The organism is Stenotrophomonas sp. YJH_SMC_33 (assembly GCF_059372295.1).
Genome location: NZ_JCAFVJ010000001.1, coordinates 679,706 through 705,164 on the forward strand (window position 1 = coordinate 679,706; position 25,459 = coordinate 705,164).

At 67.4% G+C, this 25,459-nt stretch carries 21 protein-coding genes, 1 tRNA gene and 1 pseudogene; 14 read left to right on the top strand and 9 right to left on the bottom strand.

Going from position 1 to position 25,459, the window contains the following annotated elements; genetic code table 11:
• The first annotated feature begins 64 nt into the window (after nt 1-64).
• Nucleotides 65-1,237: a lytic polysaccharide monooxygenase gene (locus AC5P9W_RS03210; RefSeq protein WP_111103948.1), complete on the top strand. Its 1,173-nt coding sequence runs from the start codon at nt 65-67 to the stop codon at nt 1,235-1,237.
• 113 nt (nt 1,238-1,350) lie between these two features.
• On the opposite strand, the gene AC5P9W_RS03215 is transcribed toward AC5P9W_RS03210, so the two are convergent.
• Nucleotides 1,351-2,100, bottom strand: a complete 750-nt coding sequence (locus AC5P9W_RS03215; protein ID WP_019661680.1) for a ferredoxin--NADP reductase — start codon at nt 2,098-2,100, stop codon at nt 1,351-1,353.
• A gap of 84 nt (nt 2,101-2,184) precedes the next feature.
• Between AC5P9W_RS03215 and AC5P9W_RS03220 the strand changes: the two genes are divergently transcribed.
• From AC5P9W_RS03220 to AC5P9W_RS03235, 4 genes are all read left to right on the top strand, one after another.
• Complete coding sequence (locus AC5P9W_RS03220) at nt 2,185-3,153, top strand: ABC transporter ATP-binding protein (RefSeq protein WP_019661681.1); 969 nt, start codon at nt 2,185-2,187, stop codon at nt 3,151-3,153.
• On the top strand, nt 3,150-3,941 hold the full coding sequence (locus AC5P9W_RS03225; RefSeq protein ID WP_005411568.1) for an ABC transporter permease: 792 nt from the start codon (nt 3,150-3,152) through the stop codon (nt 3,939-3,941). The genes AC5P9W_RS03220 and AC5P9W_RS03225 overlap by 4 nt, the downstream gene beginning before the upstream one ends.
• A gap of 386 nt (nt 3,942-4,327) precedes the next feature.
• A complete protein-coding gene (gene panE, locus AC5P9W_RS03230) occupies nt 4,328-5,266 on the top strand; it encodes a 2-dehydropantoate 2-reductase (protein ID WP_021202554.1) in 939 nt (312 codons plus the stop codon).
• Nucleotides 5,267-5,295: 29 nt separating this feature from the next.
• Nucleotides 5,296-6,189, top strand: a complete 894-nt coding sequence (locus AC5P9W_RS03235; RefSeq protein ID WP_180832799.1) for a Rossmann-fold NAD(P)-binding domain-containing protein — start codon at nt 5,296-5,298, stop codon at nt 6,187-6,189.
• A 78-nt stretch (nt 6,190-6,267) separates the two neighbouring features.
• On the opposite strand, the gene AC5P9W_RS03240 is transcribed toward AC5P9W_RS03235, so the two are convergent.
• On the bottom strand, nt 6,268-7,065 hold the full coding sequence (locus tag AC5P9W_RS03240; protein WP_457894625.1) for a TatD family hydrolase: 798 nt from the start codon (nt 7,063-7,065) through the stop codon (nt 6,268-6,270).
• A gap of 67 nt (nt 7,066-7,132) precedes the next feature.
• On the opposite strand from AC5P9W_RS03240, the gene hrpB reads away from it, so the two are divergent.
• Together hrpB and AC5P9W_RS03250 are read left to right on the top strand one after the other, a co-directional pair.
• A complete protein-coding gene (gene hrpB, locus AC5P9W_RS03245) occupies nt 7,133-9,637 on the top strand; it encodes an ATP-dependent helicase HrpB (protein WP_495218782.1) in 2,505 nt (834 codons plus the stop codon).
• Between the two features lie 120 nt (nt 9,638-9,757).
• Nucleotides 9,758-10,147, top strand: a complete 390-nt coding sequence (locus AC5P9W_RS03250) for a hypothetical protein (protein ID WP_019661686.1) — start codon at nt 9,758-9,760, stop codon at nt 10,145-10,147.
• 90 nt (nt 10,148-10,237) lie between these two features.
• Here the strand turns inward: AC5P9W_RS03250 and AC5P9W_RS03255 are convergent, their stop codons facing one another.
• The 3 genes from AC5P9W_RS03255 to AC5P9W_RS03265 all read right to left on the bottom strand — a co-directional run bounded on the left by AC5P9W_RS03255 (nt 10,238) and on the right by AC5P9W_RS03265 (nt 12,105).
• Nucleotides 10,238-10,777: a pseudouridine synthase gene (locus tag AC5P9W_RS03255; protein ID WP_026347220.1), complete on the bottom strand. Its 540-nt coding sequence runs from the start codon at nt 10,775-10,777 to the stop codon at nt 10,238-10,240.
• 107 nt (nt 10,778-10,884) lie between these two features.
• Nucleotides 10,885-11,136, bottom strand: coding sequence for a hypothetical protein (locus AC5P9W_RS03260; RefSeq protein ID WP_224329425.1), 252 nt, complete (start codon nt 11,134-11,136; stop codon nt 10,885-10,887).
• Between the two features lie 111 nt (nt 11,137-11,247).
• The gene (locus tag AC5P9W_RS03265; RefSeq protein WP_019661688.1) at nt 11,248-12,105 is read right to left on the bottom strand and encodes a class I SAM-dependent methyltransferase; all 858 of its coding nucleotides are present in this window, start codon (nt 12,103-12,105) and stop codon (nt 11,248-11,250) included.
• Between the two features lie 169 nt (nt 12,106-12,274).
• Between AC5P9W_RS03265 and AC5P9W_RS03270 the strand changes: the two genes are divergently transcribed.
• From AC5P9W_RS03270 to AC5P9W_RS03285, 4 genes are all read left to right on the top strand, one after another.
• Nucleotides 12,275-13,231, top strand: a complete 957-nt coding sequence (locus AC5P9W_RS03270; RefSeq protein ID WP_021203477.1) for an aldo/keto reductase — start codon at nt 12,275-12,277, stop codon at nt 13,229-13,231.
• Nucleotides 13,232-13,880: 649 nt separating this feature from the next.
• Nucleotides 13,881-13,952 (top strand) — tRNA-Gln (locus tag AC5P9W_RS03275).
• A gap of 356 nt (nt 13,953-14,308) precedes the next feature.
• Entirely contained in the window at nt 14,309-15,433 is a 1,125-nt protein-coding gene (locus AC5P9W_RS03280) for a slipin family protein (protein ID WP_134730892.1), read from the top strand.
• Between the two features lie 56 nt (nt 15,434-15,489).
• Nucleotides 15,490-16,710, top strand: coding sequence for an RtcB family protein (locus AC5P9W_RS03285; protein WP_019661691.1), 1,221 nt, complete (start codon nt 15,490-15,492; stop codon nt 16,708-16,710).
• 109 nt (nt 16,711-16,819) lie between these two features.
• Here the strand turns inward: AC5P9W_RS03285 and AC5P9W_RS03290 are convergent, their stop codons facing one another.
• A complete protein-coding gene (locus AC5P9W_RS03290; protein ID WP_021203479.1) occupies nt 16,820-17,725 on the bottom strand; it encodes an NAD(P)/FAD-dependent oxidoreductase in 906 nt (301 codons plus the stop codon).
• Nucleotides 17,715-18,170 carry an Rrf2 family transcriptional regulator gene (locus tag AC5P9W_RS03295; protein ID WP_021203480.1) on the bottom strand — a complete coding sequence of 152 codons (456 nt, stop codon included), beginning with the start codon at nt 18,168-18,170 and terminating at the stop codon, nt 17,715-17,717. Before AC5P9W_RS03295 ends, AC5P9W_RS03290 begins: the two co-directional genes overlap by 11 nt.
• 183 nt (nt 18,171-18,353) lie before the next feature.
• On the opposite strand from AC5P9W_RS03295, the gene AC5P9W_RS03300 reads away from it, so the two are divergent.
• Both AC5P9W_RS03300 and dkgB read left to right on the top strand, forming a co-directional pair.
• Nucleotides 18,354-20,474 (top strand): methyl-accepting chemotaxis protein, encoded by a 2,121-nt coding sequence (locus AC5P9W_RS03300; RefSeq protein ID WP_206621350.1) that lies wholly within the window; start codon nt 18,354-18,356, stop codon nt 20,472-20,474.
• Between the two features lie 245 nt (nt 20,475-20,719).
• Nucleotides 20,720-21,529 (top strand): 2,5-didehydrogluconate reductase DkgB, encoded by an 810-nt coding sequence (gene dkgB, locus AC5P9W_RS03305; protein WP_111098814.1) that lies wholly within the window; start codon nt 20,720-20,722, stop codon nt 21,527-21,529.
• Nucleotides 21,530-21,602: 73 nt separating this feature from the next.
• Here the strand turns inward: dkgB and AC5P9W_RS03310 are convergent, their stop codons facing one another.
• Nucleotides 21,603-22,304 carry an alpha/beta fold hydrolase gene (locus tag AC5P9W_RS03310; protein ID WP_111098815.1) on the bottom strand — a complete coding sequence of 234 codons (702 nt, stop codon included), beginning with the start codon at nt 22,302-22,304 and terminating at the stop codon, nt 21,603-21,605.
• A gap of 136 nt (nt 22,305-22,440) precedes the next feature.
• Between AC5P9W_RS03310 and AC5P9W_RS03315 the strand changes: the two are divergent.
• A pseudogene (locus tag AC5P9W_RS03315) lies at nt 22,441-22,637 on the top strand (heavy metal-binding domain-containing protein); the annotation flags it as partial.
• A gap of 73 nt (nt 22,638-22,710) precedes the next feature.
• Here the strand turns inward: AC5P9W_RS03315 and AC5P9W_RS03320 are convergent.
• Complete coding sequence (locus AC5P9W_RS03320; RefSeq protein ID WP_021203484.1) at nt 22,711-25,431, bottom strand: bifunctional acetate--CoA ligase family protein/GNAT family N-acetyltransferase; 2,721 nt, start codon at nt 25,429-25,431, stop codon at nt 22,711-22,713.
• Between the last annotated feature and the right edge of the window lie 28 nt (nt 25,432-25,459).

Sequence of the window (25,459 nt, forward strand, 5' to 3'; positions counted from 1 at the left end):
TTGCCGGCGCATCTGCATGTGAAGACTCCTTGAGGTTTCCCACACCTCGCAAAGGAGTCTCTGCATGCACCTGTCCCATCGGGCAGTCTTCGCACTGTCCGTCGTCGCCGGCCTGGCCTTGTCCGGCAGCGCCTTCGCCCACGGCACCATGACCAAGCCGCTCAGCCGCGTGAAGCAGTGCCACGAGGGCAATCCGGAAAACCCGACCAACCCGGCCTGTGCCGCAGCCAAGGCCATTGGCGGCGCGCAGCCGTTCTACGACTGGAGCGCGATTGCCCACGGCAATGCCAATGGCAACCATCGCGAACTGGTGCGCGATGGCGAACTGTGCAGTGCCAGCATTCCCAAGTACCGCGGCCTTGACCTGAACCGTACCGACTGGCCGACCACACCAATCCGCGCCGACGCGCGTGGCCGCTACACCTTTGAGTTCTATGCCCCGGCCCCGCATGCCACCCGCGAGTGGAAGTTCTATGTCACCCGTGATGGCTGGCAGCCGGGCAGCCCGCTGCGCTGGGCCGACCTGCAGGAATTCTGCACACTGGGCAACGTGCCGGTGGACGGCAAGACCTACAAGCTGGACTGCCCGCTGCCCAAGCGCAGTGGCCAGCACATCATCTACAACACCTGGCAGCGTTCGGATTCGGGTGAAGCGTTCTACACCTGCATGGATGTCCGCTTCGAAGGCGGCAACGGCGTGATTCCGCCGCCGCAGTGGCAGGATGCCGGCCCGGTCACCGCCCGCGGTGCGCTGGAGGCAGGCACCACGCTGACCCTGCGCGTGTTCAATGCCAACGGCAACGATCTGGAGCGCCCGGAAGTGACCCTGGCCGCCGGCCAGACCGCTCCGGCGCAGTGGCCGATGGCGCTGGCCAGCAAGGTCAATGGCAGCGCCCAGCACGCCCGCGTCGGCGTGATGAAGAACGGCGTGATCACGCCGGTGGCGTCCGCCACCGAGAACCGTGTCTACCTGAAGCCGGGTCATCGCTTTGAACTGGAAACCCAGATTCCGGGTCCGGGCCCGGTCGATCCGGTCGATCCGCCGGGTGGCGATTTCGACTTCGTGTATCCGGCAGGCCTCGGCAGCTACAAGCCGGGCGAGACCGTGGTGAAGGGCACCGACGGCAAGCTGTACGCCTGCCGCCCGTTCCCGGAAGGTGCGTGGTGCAACATCAACGCCGATGCCTATCGCCCAGGCACCGGCTTTGCCTGGCGTGATGCCTGGATCGCGTACTGAGGCATGGCACCGGGGGCGGCGTGATGCCGCCTCCGATTTGCGGGATTGCCGGCCAGCGGCCGGCATTACCAGGGTTCGTGGGGTTGCCGGCCAGCGGCCGGCACTACCCTGGCTTACTTGCTGCTGACGTACTTCTCGCGGCGGATCTGCGGGTTGCCCAGGCCGGCGGCCTTCAGCAGCTCGGCGCAGGCATCGACCATGTCCGGGTTGCCGCACAGGTAGGCGATGTCGGTGGCCGGGTCCGGCGTGAAACCGGCCAGCGCCTGCTGCACGTAGCCGTGCTGTACATCCGGGTGCGGTTCGGCCGGCAATTCGCGCGACAGGCACGGAACATAGCGGAAGTTCGCGTGCTTTTCGGCGAAGCTGTAGAAATCTTCGCTGTACAGCAGCTCGCCCGGGCTGCGCGCGCCCTGCAGCAGCACGATCTGCACATCGCGTTCGGCCATGGCCTTTTCCAGCAGCGGCAGCATGGAACGGTACGGGGTAACGCCGGTACCGGTGGCGATCAGCAGGTAACGGGCGTTGTGGTCACCGGGATTCAGGCAGAACCGGCCATAGGGGCCGGACGCACTGATCTGGCCGCCCGGCTCCAGTGCCTCGAACAGGGCCGTGGCAGCACCACCGGGCACGAAACTGACCGCGATGTCCACCGCCTCGCCCGGGCCCAGCGCATGGTCGTGGATGGTCGCCAGCGAGTAGCTGCGCTTGGTTTCGGTGCCGTCGGCGTAGCTGAAATGGACCTGGATGAACTGGCCGGGCTGGAAATCCAGTGGCTGTCCATCATCACGCACGAACTGGTAGTGGCCGACGGTCGGGGCCAGCATGCGGCAGCCGACCAGCTTGAGGGGGAATTGAACAGGCACGACTTTTCGGGACAGTGTGTAGCCGGGGCAAGCCCTCGGGGTCTTCTATAATAGCCCCTCCCCGCCCCTCTCCAGCGCCAGCCCATGGGCGCGAAGGCTTCGAGCTTGGCATCCCAGAACGATACGGCGCCCGCCCTGCGCGTGCGCGACCTGCGCAAGACCTACGACAACGGCACCCAGGCCCTGAAGGGCGTTTCCCTGGAAGTGGCCCCGGGCGACTTCTTCGCCCTGCTCGGCCCCAACGGGGCCGGCAAGTCGACCCTGATCGGCATCATCAGCTCCCTGGTCAACCTCAGCGAGGGCCAGGTGGAGGTGTTCGGCAGCGACCTGGTGCGCAACCGCAGCGCGACCATGCGCCTGATCGGGCTGGTGCCTCAGGAAATCAACTTCAACCTGTTCGAGAAGCCCTTCGACATCCTGGTGAACTACGCCGGCTTCTATGGCGTGCCGCGCGAGGAAGCCGAGCAGCGCGCCGAAGAGGAACTGAAGCGCGCGCACCTGTGGGAAAAGGCACAGGTGATGAGCCGCACACTGTCCGGCGGCATGAAGCGCCGGCTGATGATCGCCCGCGCGATGATGACCCGCCCGCGCCTGCTGATCCTGGACGAACCGACCGCCGGCGTGGACATCGAGATCCGCCGCGACATGTGGCGCGTGCTGAAGGAGATCAACGGTGCCGGCACCACGATCATCCTCACCACGCACTACCTGGAAGAGGCCGAGTACCTGTGCCGCCACCTGGCGATCATCAACCATGGCCAGATCGTCGAACAGGGGCCGATGCGCACCCTGCTGGCCAAGCTGGACGTGGAAGGCTTCCTGCTGGACATCGACGGTGACCTGCCGGCGCAGCTGCCGGTGATCGAGGGCGCGACGCTGACCGCCCCGGACCCGCACACGCTGGACATCGATATGCCACGCGCGATGGACCTCAACCGCGTGTTTGCGACGCTCAACGCGTCCGGTATCCGCGTGCGTTCGATGCGTACCAAGAGCAACCGCCTGGAGGAGCTGTTCGTGCGCCTCACCGGCAACATGGAGAAGCCCGCATGAGCACCACCGAGCTGACCGACGGCCAGCGCAACCGCATCGCGCTGATGACCATCGTGCGCCGCGAAGTCGCCCGCATCATGCGCATCTGGGGCCAGACCCTGGTGCCGCCGGCGATCACCATGACCCTGTACTTCCTCATCTTCGGCAACCTGATCGGGTCGCGCGTGGGTGACATGGGCGGCTACACCTACATGCAGTTCATCGTGCCGGGCCTGGTGATGATGAGCGTGATCCAGAACAGCTACGGCAACATCAGCTCCTCGTTTTTCGGCGCCAAATTCGGCCGCCACGTCGAAGAGCTGCTGGTCAGCCCGATGCCGAACTGGGTGATCCTGTGGGGCTATGTGGCTGGCGCGGTGCTGCGCGGCCTGATGGTGGGCGTGATCGTGCTGATCATCGCGATGTTCTTCACCCCGGTGCGCATCCCGCACCCGCTGGTGATGCTGACCACGGTGATCCTGGGCGCGACGATCTTCTCGCTGGCCGGTTTCATCAACGCGGTGTATGCGAAGAAGTTCGATGACGTGGCGATCGTGCCGACCTTCATCCTGACCCCGCTGACCTATCTGGGTGGCGTGTTCTATTCGGTGAAGCTGCTGCCGGGCTGGGCCGAGGCGGCCACGCACGCCAACCCGATCTTCTACATGGTCAACGCGTTCCGCTATGGCCTGTTGGGCAGCAGCGATGTACCGCTGCCGGTGGCCTACGGTCTGATGATCGGTTTCGTGGTGGTGCTGACGGCGCTGGCGCTGTGGCTGCTGCGCCGTGGCGTGGGCATGCGCAGCTGAGTTTTGCCTGCAGGGCCTGCGGCCCTGCACCCGCTGAATCAACGTCAACGTCAACTTCAACGGCAAAAGCTGACTATCCGGGGGATGGCGGGGTGGGTCCGGTTGCGGGGGACGCCGTGAATCCGTCCATGGAGGCTCGGTCGCGCCATCCATGGCGCTCACGCCCCCGCAACCGGACCCACCCCGCCTTCGACAAATTCCTGCGATCTGCCGGGGAGCCGTTCTGCGCTGCTGTTGGTAGGTGTCGACCTTGGTCGACACGATGGATCCAAGCCATGCGTGGATGAAGCGATCTCTGTAGAGCCAAGCCGATGCTCGGCTCTTTTTTGCCCGCAATCTCCGGCACAATCGCAGATCTGATTCCCCCAGAAAGCGGTGAACGTGCAATGCGCATCCTGATCCTCGGCGCCGGCGGTACCGGCGGTTACTTCGGTGGTCGCCTGGCCCAGGCCGGCGTGGACGTGACCTTCCTCGTGCGCCCCGCGCGCGCCGCCCAGCTGGACCGCGACGGCCTGGTGATCCGCAGCCCGCTCGGCGATGCCAGCTTCCCCGTGCAGCATGTCACCGCTGATGCACTGCCCGCATTGGCCGCGCAGAAGCCGTTCGATCTGGTCATCCTCAGCTGCAAGGCCTACGACCTCGACAGCTCGATCGACGCCATTGCTCCAGCCGTGGGTGCGAACACCGCCGTGCTGCCGATCCTCAACGGCCTGCACCACTACAACGCGCTGGACCTGCGCTTCGGCCGCGACGCCGTGCTCGGCGGCCTGTGCTTCATCAGCGCCACCAAGGCCCCCGACGGTGCGGTGCTGCACCTGGGCAAGCCGGCCAAGCTCACCTTCGGCGAGCGCGATGGCGGCGCGGCGTCCGCACGCGTGCGTGCCTTCGCCGCTGTCTGCGCGCAGGCCCATCTTGATCACCTGGCGAGCGAACACATCGGCCAGGAACAGTGGATCAAGTACACCTTCCTGACCGCGCTGGCCGCCGCGACCTGCCTGCTGCGTGCGGATATCGGCACCATCGTCGCCACCGATGATGGCGAGGCGATCGTACGTGGCCTGTACGACGAGTGCCTGGCCGTGGCCGAAGCTGCCGGTGAGCCGATTCCCGATGCCGCGCAGGACACCGCGCGCGGCACCCTCACCCAGGCCGGCTCTGCATTGAAGGCATCGATGCTGCGGGACCTGGAGGCTGGCCAGCAGGTCGAGGCCGAGCAGATCGTCGGCGACATGCTGGCGCGTGCACGCAAGGCCGACCAGGAAGCCCTGCTGCTGCAGGTCGCCTACAGCAGCCTGCAGGCCTACCAGGCACTGCGCGGCGCGTGAGCCTCCCGTTGCAGGCCAGCGCGCTGCCTATGCGGGTGCTGATCCTCGGTATGGGCTGGAGCGGATGCGTGCTGGCCCCGCATCTGCAGGCGCGGGGCGTGCACGTCGTCGGCACGGTGCGTAACCCCTCGTCGGCGCCCGACGATGGCCTGCTGCGGCATCAGCTGCACGCTGACTCCCCACCGTCGCCCGCCCTGCTCGATGAGGTCGCGCAGGCCGAGGCCGTGCTGTGCAGCGTGCCGCCAGATGCCGCGGGCGACCCGGCACTGCGCCTGCTGCTGCCGGCTCTGCGGGCCAGCCCGGCACTGCGATGGCTGGGCTATCTGTCGTCCACGTCGGTGTATGCCGATCGGGCCGGCGGCTGGGTTGACGAGCGCAGCGCAGCCGATGCCACCGAAGCAGCCGGCGTGCAGCGCCTGCGTGCCGAAGCGCAATGGCGTGCGCTTGCAGAGGTACGTGGCATCGCTTCGGCGGTGTTCCGCCTGCCCGGCCTGTACGGGCCGGGGCGCAATGCGTTGCTGCAGCTGTCACAGGGCCGTGCCCGCCATGTGATTCGGCCGGGCCTGGCGTTCAACCGCCTGCACGTAGAGGATCTTGCGGCAGTGATCGTCGCGGCGATGCAGCGACCGGTTGCGCAGGGGATATACCTGCCCAGCGATGACGAGCCGGCACCACCGCAGGATGTGCTGGCCTTCGCCGCGAAGCTGGGCGGGTTTGCGATGCCACCTGCCGTGGCGTGGGACGACCCTGCACTCAGCCCGACGCTACGGCGCTTCTACGAGAGCAACAAGCGCATCGACAGCCGTGGCACGCGTGAAGCGCTGGGGTGGGCACCGCGGTTTCCAACGTATCGGGAAGGGCTGCAGGCGCTGGCCGCTTCGCTCGCCGGGCATGGCCCGGCGCTACCGGACAGCGCTTTGTAGAGCCGAGCCCATGCTCGGCTGCTCTTTGCGTCTTTCGCGCTGCGCGCGATAAGCCGAGCATGGGCTCGGCTCTACGGATCAACCGGCGTTGGGCAGGCGGAAGAACGCACGCGTCGCCGCAGTCGCATTGGCCGCCGTCACTGCAACGTCCTCGCCACGGTCACGTGCCAGTTCTTCCACGATATGCGAGAGGAACATCGGTTCGTTGCGGCGGTCCTTCGGCATCGGCTTCAGCGTGCGCGGCAGCAGGTACGGTGCGTCGGTCTCGATCATCAGGCGGTTGGCCGGGATGTTCTTCACCAGTTCGCGCAGGTGCGCGCCACGGCGCTCGTCACACAGCCAGCCGGTGATGCCGATGTACCAGTCCTGATCCAGGTAGTCGAACAGTTCGTCGCGTTCGCCGGTGAAGCAATGCACCACCGCCGGGCCGATACGGCCTTCGAAGTTCTTCATCTGTGCCATGAAATCGGTATGCGCATCGCGCTGGTGCAGGAACAGCGGCTTTCCATTCTCAGCGGCCAGCTGCAGCTGTCGCTCGAAGGCACGGTGCTGCGCCGGGCGCGGCGAGAAGTCACGGAAGTAGTCCAGCCCGCACTCACCCACGGCCACAACTTCCGGGTGGGCATGCAGCGCGCGCATCTCGGCATCACATTCCTCGGTGTATTCCACCGCATGATGCGGGTGCACGCCGGCCGTCGCGTACAGGAAGCCCGGGTGCTGCTGGGCCAGCTGCACGGCCAGCGGCGAGTGCTCGCGGCTGGCGCCGGTGATGACCATCTGCACCACGCCGGCCTGGCGCGCGCGGTCCAGCACGGCGTCACGGTCGCGGTCGAAGGAATCGTGGGTCAGGTTGGCGCCGATATCGATCAGGTGCATGGTCATCGCGGGGGAAAAGTGCCCGCGCATTGTACCTGCGCCCGCCGTGGCCCCTTATCCTTTGCACATGAACGCCCCGCTCTTCCCGATTTCCCCGCTGCTGCCGCAGATCCAGCAGCACCTGGCCGCGCAGCCACGGCTGGTGCTGGAAGCCCCGCCCGGCGCGGGCAAGACCACCCAGGTGCCGCTGGCGCTGCTCGATGCACCGTGGTTGCAGGGGCGGAAGATCATCCTGCTGGAGCCACGCCGGGTGGCCGCGCGCAGCGCCGCGCTGTTCATGGCGCGGCAGCTCGGTGAAGAGGTGGGTGGCACGGTCGGCTACCGCATCCGCTTCGAGAACAAGGTCTCGGCGCGCACGCGCATTGAAGTCGTCACCGAAGGCATCCTGACCCGCATGCTGCAGGAGGACCCGATGCTGGAAGAGGTCGGTGCGATCCTGTTCGACGAATTCCACGAGCGCCATCTCAGCGGTGACCTCGGCCTGGCGCTGGCGCTGGACGTGCAGGCGCAGCTGCGCGATGACCTGCGCCTGGTAGTGATGTCGGCCACGCTGGATGGCGAGCGCCTGGCACGCTTCCTCGATGCGCCGCGGCTGAGCAGCGAGGGCCGCAGCTACCCGGTGACGGTCAGCCATTTCCCGGCGCGCCGCGATGAGACGCTGGAACTGCAGGTGCGCCGCGCGGTGCAGCAGGCCCTGGCCGATCACCCCGGTGACCTGCTGGTGTTCCTGCCCGGCCAGCGCGAGATCGCGCGCGTCCAGGCCGGCCTGCAGGAGTCACTCGATGGCAACGTCGAGGTGCTGGCGTTGCATGGCGAGCTGCCGGTGGAACAACAGGCGCGCGTGCTGCAGATGGCCAGCGATGGCCGCCGTCGCGTGGTGCTGGCGACCAACCTGGCCGAGTCGTCGGTGACCCTGCCCGGCGTGCGCGTGGTGATCGACAGCGGCCAGGCGCGCGAACCGCGCTACGACCCCAACAGCGGCTTCACCCGGCTGGACGTGGTGTCCATCGCCCAGGCGTCGGCCGACCAGCGCGCCGGTCGCGCCGGTCGCGTGGCCGAAGGCGTGGCCTGGCGGCTATGGCCGCAGTCGCAGCGATTGGAGCCGCAGCGCCGTGCCGAGATCGACCAGGTGGAACTGGCCGGACTGGCGCTGGAACTGGCCGCGTGGGGCAGCAGCGACCTGCGCTTCCTCGACCCGCCACCGGCCGGCCCGATGGGTGCGGCGCGCGAACTGCTGCAACGCCTGGGTGCACTGTCGGACTCGGGCGCGATCACCGCACTCGGGCGCCGTGTACTGGCGCTGGGTACGCACCCGCGGATGGCGGCGATGCTGCTGGCAGCGCCCGATGCCCGCGCGCAGGCGCTGGCCACCGATCTGGCCGCCCTGCTGGAAGCGCGCGACCCGCTGCGCCAGGGCGGTGACGCGCTGGCGAGCCGCTGGCGCGCACTGGCTGCGTTCCGCAATGGCCGCATACCGGGCGATGCCAACCGCAGCGGGCTGGCCGCCATCGATGCCGCCGCCAGGCAGTGGCGTCGCCGCCTGCGCTGCGAAGCCACGCCGCCGGCCAGCATCGAGGCCCATGAGCTGGGCGACCTGCTCGCGCACGCCTTCCCAGACCGGATTGGCGTCCAGCATCCCAGCGATCCATTGCGCTACCTCCTGGCCAATGGCCGCAGCGCGCGCCTGCACGAGCTGAGCGACCTGCGCGGCGAGCCGTGGCTGGTGGCCAGCGAACTGCGCTTCGAAGCGCGCGATGCGTTGTTGCTGCGTGCCGCACCGGTGGATGAAGGCCAGCTGCGCAAGGCATGGCCGGAGCGCTTCGTCACCGAAGACGTGGTGCGCTGGGACAGCGAGCGACGCGCCCTGGTGACGCTGCGCGAGACCCGTTTCGACCGGATCGTGCTGGACAGCCGCTCGGCCGGCCGGGTCGATCCGCAGCACGCCGCGCAGGCGCTGACCGATGCGGTGGCCGAGCTCGGCCTGCAGGCGCTGCCGTGGACCGAGGGCCTGCGCCAGTGGCAGGCACGGGTGGAATCGCTGCGGCGCTGGATGCCCGAGCTCGGCCTGCCCGACTGCAGCGACGACGCCCTGCTGGCCAATCGCGCGCAGTGGCTGCAGCCCGCGTTCGCCGGCAAGACGCGACTGGATGCGCTGGACGAATCCAGCTTCGGCGAAGCGCTGAAATCGCCACTGGAGTGGCCACAACGGCAGCTGGTCGAGCGTCATGCACCGACCCGCATCACCGTGCCCTCCGGGTTGGAGCGGCCGATCACCTACGCACTGGACAGCGAGAGCGGCGAACCGCTGCCGCCGGTGCTGGCGGTGAAGCTGCAGGAACTGTTCGGCCTGGCCGACACGCCGCGCATCGCCGATGGCCGCGTGCCGCTGACCCTGCACCTGCTCTCCCCCGGCGGCCGCCCGCTGCAGGTCACCCAGGATCTGCGCAACTTCTGGGAAAGCACCTACGCCGAAGTGAAAAGGGAGATGAAGGGCCGTTACCCGCGCCATCCGTGGCCGGATGACCCGTGGACGGCCACGGCCACGCATCGGGCCAAGCCGCGCGGGACGTAGCCGGACCCTGAGTGATCCTGAATGGCTGCGGTAAAGTCACACCGCGTGCCACCTCGACTGACATACCGTTTACGGGCAACACGCGACACTGGACTTCGACCCGAGGCAAAGGACCCCCGCATGAGCAAGCTGACCGTAATCACCGACCGCGCTCTGGAGCGCGCCCTGGACCTGGCCCACAGCGCCGGCGACGGCCTGAAGAGTGCCGGTGGCAGCCTGCGCCACCTTGGGCCGCAGGCCAGTGACTGGATCAAGACCGGCGCGGCGCTGGGCGCCGTCAAGACCGGTGGCAAGGTGGCCACCAAGTTCGCCCGGCGCAACCCGGCGGTGACCATTGCCGCCGCTGCGGTGGGTGTCGGCCTGCTCGGCTATGCGCTGTACCGCAAGCAGCAGAAGAAGAAGGCCGCCAACGGCCACGTGGTGAATGGCCAGGCGCAGCGCATCAATGCGCGTGACCGCCGCAACGACACCGTGGTGGACGAGCACAGCGATATCGGCAGCGACGCCTGAGTCTGCCGGGGTCGGCTTCCTTCCGCAGGAACTGAGCCCATCAGCCCGCTATGAGGGCCGGATACCGTAGGGTATCCGGCCCTTCCTGTTTCAGCCGATCTGCCGCCACTGCCCCGGCTGCAGGTCGTCCAGGCGGTAGGGTCCCATCGACACGCGGACCAGCCGCAGCGTCGGCAGGTTCACCGCCGCGGTCATCCGCCGCACCTGGCGGTTGCGGCCCTCGCGGATCGTGATCGCCAGCCAACTGTCGGGCACGGTCTTGCGGAAGCGCACCGGCGGATCGCGTGTCCACAGCGACGGCGCCGGATCGAGGCGCTCGATCTTCGCCGGCAAGGTCGGTCCGTCATTCAGCTCCACCCCATCGCGCAGCCGTTGCAGCTGCTCATCGCTGGGCGTGCCTTCCACCTGCACCCAGTAGGTCTTGTCGGCCTTATGCCTGGGGTCGGTCAGCTTGTGCGCCAGCGTACCGTTATCCGTCAGCAGCAGCAGGCCTTCGCTGTCATGGTCCAGGCGACCGGCGGCATACACGCGCGGCGGCAGGCCGAACCCGGCCAGCGTCGGCCGCGGCGGTACGCTGCGGTCGGTGAACTGGCAGAGCACGTTGAAGGGCTTGTTGAAGGCGATCAGCATTGCGGGCACGACGGGCAGCAGGTGCAGCATTGTCCCATGCCGCGCAACCTCGGCCGAGCGCGGCCCCGGTGCTGCCGGGCATCACGCCGGCCGAGGCTGCGGCGCGATCAACCGAAGACCTTCCACTCAAGCAGGAAAGAGCCCAGCACCAGTGCGATGCCGCACGCCGCGATGACATTGGCCCGGCGCCGCAGGCGAACCGGCGGCGGATTCATGGCACGCGCACGCTCCTCCAGCAGCGCACCGGCAAACAGCACGGCAAACCCCACGGTCGCCACCAGGTCGTAGGCATGGCCACCGTAGAACACGAAGTCAATCAGCCGCGCCAACACCAGCACTGCAACAGCGATATAGAACACCTTCTTCAACTGTCCACTCCATTGGCAGCAGGGCCGGGCCAGGCCCGGCGGATACACGTTACGTCCATTGTGACGCCGCAGCGCTCACCGGGCGCAGCCCGGCGCCGCCCGCTACGGCTTGATGAAGCGCAGGGTCATGCGGTCGCTTTCACCGATCGCCTGGTACTTCGCATCATCGGCCTTGTCGTGCTGGTTGGTCGGCGGCAGCGTCCACACGCCGTTCGGGTGGTCCTTGGTGTCGCGCGGGTTGGCGTTGACCTCGCTGCGTGCATCCAGCTTGAAACCAGCCGCCTCGGCCATCGCGATCACCTGCTGCTGGCCGACATAGCCGGTGTCATCATCGTCGGCTACGTCGGCCTTGGCACGATGCTCGACCACGCCCAGCACGCCGCCCGGCTTGAGCACGTTGAAGAAGCCCTGGAACATGCCCTGCGCCTGGCCGGCCTTGCGCCAGTTGTGCACGTTGCGGAAGGTCAGCACCACATCGGCTGAATTGGCCGGGCCGAACACCGGCTTGGCCGGATCGTAGGCGACCACGGCAGTCTTGCCGAACTGTGCCGGCGCACCGGCGTACTTCTTCTCCAGGCTGTCGCGGCTGCGCTGCTGGTAGTCACGGCCGCGGCCTTCGGGCACCGCCATCGGATCGACCACCGCAGCAACGTAGTGGCCCTTGTCGTGCAACAGCGGCGCCAGGATCTCCGAGTACCAGCCGTTGCCGGGGGTGATCTCGATGACGGTCTTTTCCGGTGCCACCTTGAAGAACGACAGCGTCTGCGCCGGATGACGGAAGCCATCGCGCTTGACGTTGTTGGCATCACGGGTCGACGCCTTCACCGCCGCATCGATGGCCGGTGAGACCTGGATCTTCGCCGGCGCCACCGTGGACGGTGCGGCGAACGCGGGAACGGCGGCAAGCAGGGCCGAAGCAAGCAGCAGGCGGCAACCACGCAGGGACGAAGCAGGCATCATCGGAGCGACTCCAGCGGAAGATGCGGCGAGACTAGCAGCCGCGGCGTCCCAGGTGTTCACAAAACGTTAGCGGCGTGCGCGGCGCGGAACACTGTTTTGTGGTCACCGCCGCAGCACGGTCACACTACGCGTTCTATTCTGCAGCACTTCCCCCAAGGAGTCCGTGCCCATGACGGCAACCCGCGAACTGGGCCGTTCCGGCCTGCATGTACGTCCGCTCGCCTTCGGTGGCAACGTGTTCGGCTGGAGCGCCGATGAAAAGGCCAGCTTCGCCCTGCTCGATGCCTTCGTCGATGCCGGCTTCAACCTGGTCGACACCGCCGATGTGTACTCGGCCTGGGTGCCCGGCAATGCCGGCGGCGAATCGGAGACGCTGATCGGCAAGTGGTTTGCCCGCAGCGGAAAGCGCGACAAGGTGGTGCTGGCAACCAAGGTGGCCAAGTGGGCCGAACGCCCCGGCCTGACCCCGGACAACATCAATGCCGCGGTCGAGGATTCGCTGCGCCGCCTGCAGACCGACGTGATCGACCTGTACCAGGCCCACGAGGATGACGAGTCGACGCCGCTGGAAGCGACCCTGGCCGCGTTCGGCCGGTTGATCGAAGCCGGCAAGGTGCGTGCGATCGGCGCCTCCAACTACAGCGCTACGCGCCTGGCCGATGCGCTGAAGGTGTCCACCGACTACAAACTGCCGCGTTACGAAACCCTGCAGCCGGAGTACAACCTGTATGACCGCGCCGGCTACGAAAAGGAACTGGAACCGCTGGTGCAGCGCGAACAGATCGGCGTGATCGGCTACTACGCGCTGGCCAGTGGCTTCCTCAGCGGCAAGTACCGCACGCCGGCCGATGCAGCCAAGAGCCCGGCACGTGGCGAAACGGTGGTGAAGCGCTATCTGAATCCGCGCGGCCTGCGCATCCTGCAGGCGCTGGATGACGTGGCCAGCAAGCACGGCGCCAGCGCTGCGCAGATCGCACTGGCCTGGCAGATCGCACGGCCGTCGATCACCGCACCGATCGTCAGCGCCACCAGCGTCGAACAACTGCACGATCTGCTGGCAGCAGCCAACGTATCGCTGAGCGTGCAGGATGTCGCGCAGCTGGATGCCGCCAGCGCGGAAGCCTGAGGGCCGGTAGTGCCGGCCGCTGGCCGGCATTGCACGCATACCGAAGAAAATAATTGAACAAATTGGTTGCGCGCGACTAAATCGTGGTTTATCGTGCGCACCTCGTTTCAACAACCACTGGAAACTTCCCTTGAACGCGCATTCCGTCGCCACCGCCAAACTGCTGCCATGCCTGCGCATGGACGTGCTGGCGCGCGCGTTCGGCAAGGAAGACCAGCTTACAACGGCCTGATATCCGCCCTGCGGAGATCGGCCACCCCGATCTCCGAGGCCTGACGACGCCCTCGGAACGCAAGTCCCGGGGGCGTTTTTTTTGCGTCGGCACAAGGACCCGCGATGCCAGAACTGCACCCCGCGCGGCAACCCGCCGCTCACTGACCCAGGCCTTTCCTGCCCCGCCGAAGGATTTACTTCGCGCGACCGGCAGCGCCTGGACATTATCTGCATCGCACCCAAACATTATCGCTCGCCGATAATGTCGGTGGCCTGCACCCTCGATTCTCCAACGGTCCCGTTTCCACCACGGGCTGGTGCGCGCGGCGTTGCCGTGGCGTATGCCGGAAGTCGCGGACATGCCATCGCCTGGATCGCCTGCTGGAGGCAGGCGCCGGTTCGCCGGTACGCGGTTCGATTCCGCGCGGTCCCCAACTGGATAGCTCAGCTTGGTCAGAGCAACGGATCCTGATTCCGTCTGTCGTGGGTTCGACTCCCACTCCAACCACATGACCTGTCACGTCATGACTTGAAGCAACACCCGGGGCGCAAGCCCCAGCGGCCATCGTCGCCGTCCACCGCCATCGCCTTCGGACGGGGCGTGGACGGCAACGGACCGCACGCCGGGCCCCGGCCCGCCGCCACTGCCAGCCACGTTCCGCCCCGGTGCTGCCTGCCGGGAACGACGATGGCAGCACTGCCGGTGCACCGAAAGCTCCGCGCGCGGACCGTCCGCCGATGGCCGCCCTCTTCCGCTGCCTGCACGCGGTGTGCAGGCGGCCGCGCCACGACCTGATCGACCCGGGTCATGGCGATTCATCCGCAACGGGTCGAACCACCAGAGCCATACAAGGAGAGACTCCCATGTTCTGGACCATCAAGGTCGTGATCGGCGACGGCGAGCGCGGCCTGGTGTATCGCAACCGTCGTTTCCAGCAGATCCTGCTGCCGGGCGTGCACCGCCTGTCGCTGTTCGGCGGCCGCCCACACGTGGACATCCACACTGCATCGAAGGGCACGGCCTACACCGGCAGCGACCAGGACAGCCTGATCGAGGCACTGGGCGCGCGGTTGGACACGCACTTCGTGCTGGCCAACGTCGGCGCCAGCGAGGTCGGTCTGTTGCTGCGCAACGGCCGCATAGATGAAGTGCTGCCGCCGGGCAGCCGCCGTCTGTACTGGCGCGGTTCGGTCGACACCCAGGTACGCGTCATGGCGCTGGGTGACGATCCGCGCATTCCGGCGGACGTGCAGCAGCGCCTGGGCCAGTTGGGCGTGCTGCCGCGTGTGGCGGTGATCAGCACCGTGCCGAGCGAGTCGGTGGGCCTGCTGTTCATCGACGGCACGCTGCGGCAGACGCTGGATGCCGGCCTGCACGCGTTCTGGAACTTCAACGGCAACGTGTCGGTGGAGCGTGTGGAACTGCGTGCACGTTCACTGGACGTGTCCGGCCAGGAGCTGCTCAGCCGCGACAAGGTGACCCTGCGGGTGAACCTGGCCGCGACCGTGCAGGTGGTCGACCCGGTGCGTGCACACCGCACGCTGAGCAATGCCGATGAGTTCATCTATCGGCAGCTGCAGTTCGGCCTGCGCCAGGCGATTGCCGTGCGCAGCCTGGATGAGCTGCTGGGTGACAAGGCGGCGCTGGACGGCGAGATCGCCTCACATGTGCAGGCGGCAATCGAGGGCCACGGCGTGCGGTTGCTCAGCGTCGGCATCAAGGACGTGATCCTGCCGGGCGAGATGAAGGAGATCCTCAACGGCGTGGTGCTGGCCGAGAAGCAGGCCCAGGCCAGCGTGATCCGTCGCCGCGAGGAGGCCAACGCCACGCGATCACAGCTCAACACCGCAAAGCTGATCGAGGACAACCCGGTGCTGATGCGCTTGAAGGAGCTGGAGGCACTGGAGAAGGTCACCGAGAAGATCGACACGCTCACCGTGTTCGGCGGCCTGGATGGCGTGCTGAAGCAGCTGGTGACGATCAGGTAGGGGGTAGCGGCGGCGCAGGGACGCGCCGCCGGCCCATCAAGGACATACACGAAGACATGGACACTCAACACAACTATCAATGGCTGCACGTCGAGGGCACCACGCCGATCAAGGGCTGGGTCAACGGTGTGCCGCTGGAAGCGCAGGCGCATGAGCAGCTGCGCAACATCGCCGCGATCCCGTTCGTCGGGCCGTGGGTGGCCGTGATGCCGGACGTGCACCTGGGCAAGGGCGCGACCGTCGGCTCGGTGATCCCGACCCGCGGTGCGATCATCCCGGCCGCGGTCGGCGTTGACATCGGCTGCGGCATGGCGGCGGTGCGCACCACGCTGCGCGCCAACGACCTGCCCGACGACCTGCGGCAGCTGCGCAACAGCATCGAGCGCAGCATTCCGGTCGGCAACGGGCGCGGCGGCGAGCATCACCGCATGCCCGACAGCATCCACACGCGGCTGGTGCAGTCCGGGCTGGCCGACGGCCTGGAGAAGATCAAGGACAAGCACCGCAGGATCCGCACCGATAAGCTGGACCGCCAGCTGGGTACGCTGGGCGGCGGCAACCACTTCATCGAACTGTGCCTGGACGAGACGGATACGGTGTGGGTGATGCTGCACAGCGGCTCGCGCGGCACCGGCAACCTGATCGGTACCTACTTCATCGAGAAGGCGCGCGAGGAACTGGCCCGGCGCGTGCTGGGCTTCCACCTGCCGGACAAGGACCTGGCGTTCTTCATGGAAGGCGAGCCGCTGTTCGATGACTACGTCGAAGCCGTGTCGTGGGCGCAGGACTACGCCCGGCAGAACCGCGAGGCGATGATGTCGCGCGTGCTGGCCGAGATGCGCCACCGGCTGCCGAAGTTCCAGCTGGCGGCAATGGCGGTGAACTGCCACCACAACTATGTACAGAAGGAAACGCACCACGGGCAGGAGCTGCTGGTGACCCGGAAGGGGGCCGTCAGCGCTCGCGAGGGTGAGCTGGGCATCATTCCCGGCAGCATGGGCACGCGCAGCTACATCGTGCGTGGCAAGGGCAACGCGGACAGCTTCCACAGCTGCAGCCACGGTGCCGGCCGGGTGATGAGCCGTGGCGCCGCGCGCCAGCAGATCACGCTGGCCCAGCATCGCGAGGCCACCGCGCACGTGGAATGCCGCAAGGACAGCGGCGTGCTGGACGAGTCACCGGCCGCGTACAAGTCGATCGACGATGTGATGGCCGCGCAGCTGGACCTGGTCGACGTGGTGCACACCCTGCGCCAGGTGTTGTGCGTGAAGGGGTAACGGAGCGGTGCCGGCCAAGGCCGGCACCCACCGCACCCGATTGCAGTAGATCCACGCCATGCGTGGATGGAACAGCGCCGACCAAGGTCGGCCTCTACCTGTGCAACGTTCAGCGCGCGATGCTGTCTTCGGCCACCAGCGCGTGGTGCACGCCGATGCCCGCGCGCACGCCTTCGGCCATGGCCAGGGTGATGTTGCCGACCGTCGTCGCATCGCCTGCGGCATACACGTTCGGCACCGAGGTCTGCTTCATCGCATCGACCTCGATCAGCACGCCCAGCGGGCTCTCGACCAACGTGCAGCCCAGCTGCTGCACCAATGGCGTGGCCATCACCTGGGCGGCCGGCACGAACAAGGCACGCTGGGCGATTCGGCGGCCGTCGGCCAGCTCCACTTCCAGCCAGGTCGGCTGGTCGCCCTGCACGCCCAGCACGGGTGATGTCTCGATCTGCACGCCGCGCTGCTGCATGGCGGCGCGTTCCTCATCCGTGATGTCCAGTCCCATGCTGAAGAACGTGACATTGCCCCAGTCGGCGAACAGCGGCGCCTTGCTGGCGGACATCGGATGACCGCCAAGCAGGCCAATGGCACCACCACCCACTTCATAGCCATGACAGTACGGGCAGTGCAGCACGGTGCTGCCCCAGCGCTCGGCGAGGCCCGGCAACGCCGGCAACTGGTCGGCGATGCCGCTGGCCAGCAGCAGCTTGCGCGCGGCCAGCACCTGGCCATCGGCGGTACGCACTTCCACGCCTTCGGCGCGGGCGGTGGCCTGCACGGCTTCGGCATGCACCCAACGCACTGTGGGGTAGTCCAGCAGCTGCTGTCGCGCGGTCTTCAGCAGCTCGGCGCCGCTGATGCCATCCAGCCCCAGCACGCCGTGCGAATGGCCGGCGAAACGGTTGCGCGGTGAACCGGCATCGATGACGGTGACCGGGCGACGGGCGCGGGCGAGGATCAGGCCGGCGGCAATGCCGGCATAGCTGCCGCCGACGATGAGCACATCAGGATTCATGATGACCTTCCAGGGAACGGTGATGGGCGAGATGGCGGGCGAAGTCGGCGCCAAGCTGGTCCAGCGTGGTCGCCTGCAGCCGCGCTTCGAGCAGGCGCTGCGCTTCGCGCGCCCCATCGAGCAAGGCGCTGTTGACCAGCCGCTGGATCGGGCAGCCACCGCCGGAGTCGCGGGCGCCGACCTGCACCAGCGGTGGTGCGCCCACAGCCAGATAGATGTCATGCAGGGTGATCGTTGCAGCATCACGGGCCAGGTGGCTGCCACCGCCATGGCCACGGGCGCTGCGAACCAGGCCCGCCCTGTGCAGCTGCGCCAGCAGACGGCGGATCACCACCGGATGGGTCGGCAGGCAGGACGCCAGCTGCTCGGAGGTGCGCGGGCCGTCCTGGCCGACCAGATGCGCCATCACGTGAAGGGCGTCGGAGAGCGGGTTCGCGGTCTTCATGTAACTACGATAGTTACATTTATATCCCCTGTCCAGGGTCCACATTTGTTCCATACGGACACATTTGTCCTATGAAACAGTTCCTTCACATCACTAAACGAAACGCTAATGTGATTTATGTCGCACTTCAGCGGGAGCTTGGCGGGTCGATACCGCAATGCCCCTTCCCGAGAGTGCTTCCCCATGAATGCGTCTGTCCGTGCTCCGCGCCTGCAGTCCAAGCTGCTCGGCGCGGTGTCTGTTGGCTTGGCCGTGGTCCTGCTGTGCGCGCTGGCTGGCCTGGCCTCCGCCTGGTTCAAGTTGTCCACCGAGGTTCCGCCCGAAGTCACGCACAGCCGCGACGCCGAACGCCTGCAGCGTGAGTTCCGCGGCCAGGTGCAGGAATGGAAGAACGTGCTGCTCCGCGGCCACGACGACGCGTTGCGTCAGCGCCACCTGGACGCTTTCGACAACGAAGGCCGCTTGGTCGAACGGCTGGCCAAGGGCCTGGTGACCAGCCCGGACGCGCGCACGCGTGAACTGGCGCAGGCGTTCGTTGGCCTGCACGCGCAGCTGCAGCAGGACTATCACGCGGCGCTGCAGGCATTTGCCGCGGCCGGCTACGATCCGGCCGCCGGCGACAACCTGGTGCGCGGCAAGGATCGCGCGGTGGCGACCGCTCTGGATGCATTGAGTACGCATGCCACGCAGGTGGCCGAAGCGGCGCTGGCGGCACGTTCGCAGCAGGCCCGGCAGACCCTGCTGCTGTGCGCGGCGCTGACCGTGCTGGCCGCCGTGTTGCTGCTGATGGGCCTGGCCTGGTGGCTGCGGCGCGCGGTGGTGCAGCCGGTGCTGGCGGTGGAAGCCGCTGCGCGTGCCGTGGCCGCCGGTGATCTGCAGCACGTGGTGCAGGTGCGCAGCCGCGACGAGATCGGTCGCCTCGCGCAGGCGATGCAGGCGGTGCAGTCCACGCTGCGCGGCGTACTGGACGCACAGGCGACGATGGCGCAGGCGCATGACGCCGGCAGCATCAGCCATCGCATGGAGGCCAGTGCGTTCCCGGGCGCGTTCGGCACCATGGTGGCCGACTGCAACACGCTGGTTGACGCGCACATCCAGGTGAAGATGCGCGCGATCTCGATCATGGGCCGCTATGCCGTCGGTGACCTCAGCCAGGACATGGAACGCCTGCCCGGCGAAAAGGCCGTGATCACCAACGCATTGGATACGGCCAAGGCCAATCTCGGCATGATCAACGGCGAGATCCGCCGCCTGGCCGAAGCCGCCGCCGCCGGTGACTTCAGCCAGCGCGGCGACAGCGCACGCTTCGAGCATGATTTCCGCGCAATGGTCGACGGCTTGAACCGATTGATGCAGACCACTGAACTGAACCTCGGCGAGGTCTCCAGCATGCTGCGCGCGATTGCCGATGGCCGCCTCGGCGCGCGCATGCACGGTGATTTCCAGGGCGTGTTCGCGCGTATCGCCGGCGACGCCAACACCACCGCTACGCAGCTGGCAACCATCGTCACCGACATCAAGCACGCCTCCGGCAACATCCACACGGCGGCGGCGGAGATCGCCGCCGGCAACAACGATCTGTCGCGCCGTACCGAACAGCAGGCCGCCAACCTGGAAGAGACGGCGGCATCGATGGAGGAACTGACCTCCACCGTGCGCCAGAACGCAGAGCATGCGCGCCAGGCCAACCAGCTGGCGATCGGCGCGCACACCGTTGCCTCTCACGGCGGCAGCGTGGTCGGCCAGGTGGTGGCAACGATGGATGCCATCGAAACCTCGTCGCGGCAGATCGCCGAGATCATCAGCGTGATCGACGGCATCGCCTTCCAGACCAACATCCTGGCGCTGAACGCCGCGGTGGAAGCGGCACGCGCCGGCGAGCAGGGCCGCGGCTTCGCGGTGGTTGCCAGCGAAGTGCGCACCCTGGCACAGCGTTCGGCGGCAGCCGCGAAGGAGATCAAGGCGTTGATCGAAGCGTCGGTGGAACAGGTCGGCCACGGTGCACGGCGCGTGCGCGAGGCCGGTGACACCATGGCCGAGATCGTGGCGTCGGTGCAGCGCGTCACTGACATCATGGCCGAGATCTCCGCCGCCTCGCAGGAGCAGAGCGCGGGCATCGAACAGGTCAGCCAGACCGTGATCCAGATGGACGGCACCACCCAGCAGAATGCCGCGTTGGTGGAGGAAGCCAGCGCCGCCGCACGCAGCCTGGAACAGCAGGCGAACCGGTTGATCGACGCGGTGGATGTGTTCGACCTGTCGACCACCGCTGCAGCGAAGGACGCGCTGATGCGCGCGGCCTGATTGATCCGGTTGCCGGCCGGCGGCCGGCACTACCGTGGAGCGCAGACAGGGGGAGTGCCGGCCGCTGGCCGGCAGCTCCCAACGCTGCATGGGTGGCGGCATGAACAGTGCGGACCAACGGTCCGCACCCACCACCACCTGCCGTCGTACACGTCGATGCAATGCACCGTTGCCGGCATGCACACGGCCGCTGGCCTACCCTTTCGTGGATATTCCCGCCTCCCTCCCCCTCTGCTGGAGCCCCCATGACTGTCCCCGCCTTCGGTCTCGGTACCTTCCGCCTGAAAGACCAGACCGTGATCGACTCGGTGCGCAACGCGCTGGATGCCGGCTACCGCGCCATCGATACCGCGCAGATCTACGGCAATGAAGCCGAGGTCGGCCAGGCCATCGCCGATTCCGGCGTGCCGCGCGAAGAGATCTACCTGACCACCAAGGTCTGGATCACCGCGTTCAAGCGGGAAGCGCTGCTGGCCAGCCTGCATACCAGTCTGGAAAAGCTGCGTACCGATCATGTGGACCTGACGCTGATCCACTGGCCGTCGCCGAACGACAAGGTCGACGTGCCGATGGAGGAGTACCTGCCGGCGCTGGCCGAGGCCAAGGCACAGGGCCTGACGAAGGCGATCGGCATCTCCAACTTCACCATCGCCCAGACCCGCAAGGCCATCGAGATCCTTGGCGCCGATGCCATCGCCACCAACCAGATCGAGATCCATCCCTACCTGCAGAACCGCCTGCTGGTGAAGTTCCTGCAGGACAACGGCATCCACGTCACCGCCTACATGAGCCTGGCCTATGGCGAGGTGACCAAGGATCCGGTGATCCAGGCCATTGCCGGCCGCCACCAGGCCACTCCGGCGCAGATCGCGCTGGCCTGGGCGCTGCAGCAGGGCTTCTCGGTCATTCCGTCCTCGACCAAGCGCGAGAACCTGGCCAGCAACCTGGAAGCGGCAGCGATCCGCCTGACCGACGAAGACATGGCGCAGATCGCCAAGCTGGATCGTGGCCATCGCCTGGCCAATCCGGAAGGCATTGCGCCGGCCTGGGATTGAAGAGCGGCCGCCGGGCATGGCCCGGCGCTACCGGATACGCGTGGGTAGCGCCGGGCCATGCCCGGCGGATCCATCAGGCCTGCAACAACCAGCCTCGCATCGCCGCACTGACCTCGTCCGGCTTTTCCATCGGTGCCAGGTGCCCGCAATCGGGCACCACCACCAACTGCGAGTGCGGCACCAGCGCGTGCATTTCCTCGCTCACCGCCAGCGGCGTGATGCGATCGTTGGCGCCGCACACGATCAGCAGCGGATCGCGATAACCAGCCAGCACATCATGGCCATCACGGCGTTCCAGTGCGCTCTGGCGCAAGAATACTTCCGCGCCCAGGCGAGCGGTCATGTCGCGCACGCGTTGCACCAGCACGTAATCGTCCAGCCGCGAGGCATCGATGTAGCTGCGCATCAGCGCATCACCAAAGCCATGGAACCTGCCGGGCAGGCGCACGCTGGCCCGTTGGCTGCGGCGCTGCTCGGCACGTTCCGGTGAATCGGCGTGGATCGAGGTATCGATCAGCGCCAGCTGCAGCACGCGCTCCGGCGCAATGCGCAGGATCTGCTGGGCGACGAAGCCGCCCAATGAGAAACCGGCCAGCGCAAAGCGCTCCGGTGCCTGTGCGAGCACGTCCTCGGCCACCGCCTGCAGGGTTTCGCCACGGGTCTGGTCGCCTACCGTGCAATCGGCGATGTCGGCAAGATCAGCCAACTGTGAGCGCCACAGCTCAGCGTCGTTGAGCAGGCCAGGCAGCAGCAGCAGGGGGATACGGTCGGTCATGGGGGTATTGTCGCGCCAGCACGGTGACGGAACCATGCCGCAACAGGGGGCGGATTGTAGCGTCGAGCCACGTTCGACGGCTGCATAGCCAGTGGCGCATGGCTCGACGCTACAGAAGACAGCGGCGGAGCCGCTCTTTGGCGACACCATCACCATCTACACCGCGCTGTGCGGACAGGCCGCGAGGAAACCTGGCGCAGCAGAGACAAGCAAGCACGGCAGCTGGCTGCCAACCCGATCATCGGCATGCGCTACGACGCCATCTATGTGATGACCGGGCTGACCGTGCGGCTGTGCTATGGCACGGCGGTGGCGGTGGAACCGCAGCGGTGATCCTGTAGAGCCGAGCCCATGCTCGGCTCAGGCGTGCCCGTGAGATGTAAGGCAGCCGAGCGCAGGCTCGGCTCTACAACGGGGTTCCGGGCACTTCGACCTGCTGCACCGGCAAGGTCACCATCATCACCGTCGGGTCATCCGGGTCCAGCTTCGTCTTGAAGCCCAGGCTCTGGCACATCGCCAGCATGGTACTGTTCTCGCGCAGCACCTGGCCTTCGACCACGTCCAGGCCCAGCCACTTGGCGTACTCGATCATGATCGCCATCAGCCGCCAGCCGATGCCATGGCCCTTCAGGTCCGAGCGGATCAGGATGCCGTACTCACCGCGGTGGTAATCCGCATCGGCGTGCAGGCGCACCGCGCCAAGCATTTCGCCACTGCGCGGTTCGATCGCCACCAGTGCGATCGAGCGTGCGTAGTCGAGCTGGGTCAGGCGCGCGATGAACTCGTGGCTGAAGTGCTTCACCGACTGGAAAAAGCGCAGGCGCAGGTCCTCGTCGCTGACGCGGGCGAAGAACGCACGGAACAGCGCGTCGTCCTCCGGCCGCACCGGACGCACGAAGGCACGGCCGCCATCGGACAGTTCGATGGTGCGCTCCCACTCCTTCGGGTACGGGAACACCGAGAAGCGCGGGTGGCCACGGCCCTTGTGCAGGATGCGCGACGGCGCCACCGCCACGCGTGCGTCGAGGGCGAGGATGCCCTTGCCGTCGACCAGCAACGGATTGATGTCCAGCGTACGCACTTCGGGAATGTCGGCGGCCAGCTGTGCCAGCTTGACCAGCGCCAATGCCAGTGCGCGCTCGTCGGCGGCAGGCACATCGCCATAGGCCTTGAGGATGCGCGAGGCGCGGGTCTGGCCGATCAGCTCGTGCGCCAGGCGCAGGTCCAGCGGCGGCAGCGCCAACGCCTTGTCATTGATGACTTCAACCGCGGTACCGCCACGGCCGACCACGATCACCGGGCCGAACGTCGCGTCATCGGCAATACCGACGATCAACTCGCGCGCCTTCGGGCGAACGATGGTCGGCTGCACAAGCAGACCATCGATGCGCGCATCCGGCCGCAGCTGGCGTGCACGCGACAGGATCGCGTTGGCCGCGCTCTGCACCGCCGGCAGGGTGGACAGGTTCAGGCGCACGCCGTCCACTTCCGACTTGTGCGGAATATCCGGCGAGAGAATCTTCAGCGCGACCGTGGCACCGCGTTCCAGCAGCGGCTGCGCCAGATCCATCGCCTCGTGCGCGTCACGCGCATGCATCACCGGCGCGGAGGGAATGCCGTAGGCCTTGAGCAGTTCATGCGTAGCCAGCGGGTCCAGCCACTGCTGGCCGTTGGTCAGCGCGGCATCGACCAGTGCGCGCGCGGCGGCCGTGTCGACGCTGAAGTCCTGCGGCAGGCTGGGCGGCGTTTCCATCAACGCGTTCTGCGCTTCGCGGTAGCGCACCAGATGCTGGAAGCCACGTACGGCTTCGGCCTCGGTCGGATAGGTCGGCACCCGCGCCGCGTTGAGCGTGGCGGTGGCCTGGTCATCGTTGCCCAGCCACACCGCGAACACCGGCTTGTCGCGATGATGGCGCGGGCGCAGGCCGAGCGTGCGGGTGAGTGCCTGCGCGGCGTCCGCCGATGAGGTGAACGCGGTCGGCACGTTGACCACCATCACCGCGTCGTTCTCGTTGTCGGCCAGCAGCGCTTCGATGGCCGCGGCATAGCGGTCACCATCGGCGTCGACCACGATGTCGACCGGATTGCTGCGCGACCAGCCCTGTGGCAATACTGCATCGAGCTTCTGCACCGTGCTGTCGGACAGGGTGGCCAGCGTGCCTTGCAGCGCGATCAGCTGGTCCACGGCAAGGCGACCGACGCCGCCACCATTGCTGAGAATGGCCAGGCGGCGGCCAGGGAAGGTGCCCAGCCGCCCCAGTGTTTCGGCGGCGGTGAACAGCTCGTCCAGCGCACCGACGCGCAGCAGGCCGGCGCGGTTGAAGGCGGCACCGTACACATCATCGGCACGGGCCAGGGCCTGCACATGGGTATCGCGGCTGCCCGGCTGCACGCGCTCGGCGCGCCCCGACTTCACCACCACCACCGGCTTGGCGCGGGCGGCGGCACGCGCGGCCGACATGAACTTGCGCGCGTCCTTGATCTGCTCGACGTAGAGCAGGATGGCGCGGGTACGGTAGTCGGTGGCGAAGTAGTCGAGCAGGTCGCCGAAGTCGACGTCCATCGTATCGCCCAGCGAGACCACGGCGGAGAAGCCGACCGAGCGCGCTACGCCCCACTCCACCAGCGCGGCGGCGATCGCCGAGGATTCGGAAATCAGCGCGAGGTCGCCTGCCTGCGGGAAGTGCGCGGCGATACTGGCATTGAGTCGCGCGTGCGGTGCAATCACACCCAAGCAGTGTGGGCCGAGGATGCGCAGGCCATGCTTGCGCGCCACCGCCTCCACCTGCGCCGACAGCGAGCCCGGGCCTTCACCCAGGTGCGCGGTGAGGATGATCGCCGCCTGCACGCCACGTTCGGCGGCAGTGCGCACCACCTGCGGCACGATGGCCGCTGGTGCGGTGATCACCGCCAGGTCGGGGACCCAGTCCAGGTCCTTCAGCCGCTTGACCGTGCGGATGCCATCGATCTCGGCATGCCGCGGATTGATCCACGCCACCTTGCCGGGGAAGCCGGTGCCGCGCAGGTTGCGCATCACCGCGCGGCCGGCCGAACGCTCACGCGGACTGCCGCCGATCACCGCGACCGACTGCGGACGGAACACGGACTGCAGGTGGTAGGTACTCATGCGCCTACGGTACACGGACTGGCGCGGC